This is a genomic window from Bradyrhizobium sp. STM 3809 (assembly GCF_000239795.1).
Lineage (GTDB): Bacteria > Pseudomonadota > Alphaproteobacteria > Rhizobiales > Xanthobacteraceae > Bradyrhizobium.
The window spans coordinates 1-1,567 of sequence record NZ_CAFJ01000357.1 but is presented as its reverse complement, the minus strand read 5'-3'; the positions used below and the strand labels follow the sequence as shown (position 1 = coordinate 1,567).

Below are 1,567 nucleotides of genomic sequence, written 5' to 3'. Positions count from 1 at the left end.
CAGAGAGTACGATACCTGACATTGTCATTCCCTTCTGGATGAACATGAGTAGTGATCGCCGAACCGTTCTGCCGGCGATGGGGCAGACTGGTCCTCGGAATCCTACCCGTTCGTTAAATTGGATCGGGAACGACGGAAGGCGGGCGCGGCGGCCGCGATTAATCCTAATTGGCCGCTAATCAGTTCCGTTAATTACGGGAAAATTTGTCAAAGTCGCGCGAAAATCGCGCCGGAAACGCCAGAGATCGCCCCGTGGGCGATCCTCCGTTCCGCCGTTAGCAAAGCGATAACTATGAGCTGGACGGGGAGCTCGACGACGAAGGCTCATGCGCGGCGCAGGGGAGAATGATTTCGACACTGGCCGTATCGCCGCGGAGCTCCGTCAATGCCAAGCGACCGTTCGAACGTCTGACGAAATCCTCCACCATCCGGATGTCGTGAAACATGGTCGCGGCCGCTCCGATCTTTCCGGAGGCCCGCAGGACGATCATCACCTCGCGCTCGGATCGGACATCGGCGACCTGACTCGAGGTCGCGATGTCAATCCTGCCGCCGCCGTCCATGCCGTTGCGTGCGGTGATCCCAAGGCAGAGCAACGCGGCCATCAATTGGCCGGGATCGACGAACACCGCAGGCACATTCGGTTCCACCGACGTCGTGACCTCGACCTCGGTTCCGAGAGTCGGCCGGAGCAGACGGCCCACATCGGTCAGCAACTCGCTCACTTCGACAGCGCATGGTCGTGGCGGACGTCCGCGCGCGAACGACAACAGCTGTGACGTCAATCTTGCGCCGCGCGTCGCCGCCTCATCGATCAGGCGCGCCACGGCCGCAAGCTCGGGACGGTCCTCGACGGCTTCGGCGAGAATGTCGATGGTCCCCGTGATCACGGTCAGGATGTTGTTGAAGTCGTGCAGCAGGCCGCCGGCGACCTGCCCCACGATCGCCAATCCCGGATTGAGGTCATGGGCTGCAGGCTCGGCGCCGTCGTCCGGCGCCGACGGGTCGGCAACTTGATGATGAGGAAGCGCCATGAGTTCTGATTTACCTGTTGGGGGAGAAACGGCAGCGGTGCCGTGTTCGACGCATACTGCCGGGTTCTGCTGCCGGCTTCACCGCTGTCGACGGCGTCATCGCCGAACATCGATCGCGCTGCAGCTCGAGGCGACATCGCAAGCTTGCTCCGCATTGACGACGCATCGTCACGGCAGTCCCGGAGAAAACCGACACAACCCCTTCGGGAACAGTTGCATCACGGCTGACAAAAACTCGTCAACGAATCATCGCGGTTATTAGCGATTTTGGCCGCAAGATGTCGACTGTCAATGATGGCTGGCAAGTCGCGCCGCCGAGTGCTTCCAACCCGCAACGCAAGCGTGCGCAAGGATCGCAGCAGCTGACGCGTCCCACGGCCAGCTCCCGACCCGGTTCGCGCGCCTTGGAACGCGGCTGCAAAGGCGAAAGCTTGTATACAGTCTGCGTGCAGCGCCTCGACGCTCCGCGGTGGAGGAAAACCCAAGCACGAAGAGGACGTCTGCACATCAACGAGCACAACAGGAACCAATGC

1 protein-coding gene is annotated in these 1,567 nt (G+C 61.5%); it reads right to left on the bottom strand.

Going from position 1 to position 1,567, the window contains the following annotated elements; all coding sequences use genetic code 11:
- Positions 1-290: 290 nt before the first annotated feature.
- Positions 291-1,034 (bottom strand): histidine kinase dimerization/phospho-acceptor domain-containing protein, encoded by a 744-nt coding sequence (locus BRAS3809_RS18795; RefSeq protein ID WP_008963650.1) that lies wholly within the window; start codon positions 1,032-1,034, stop codon positions 291-293.
- Positions 1,035-1,567 lie beyond the last annotated feature (533 nt).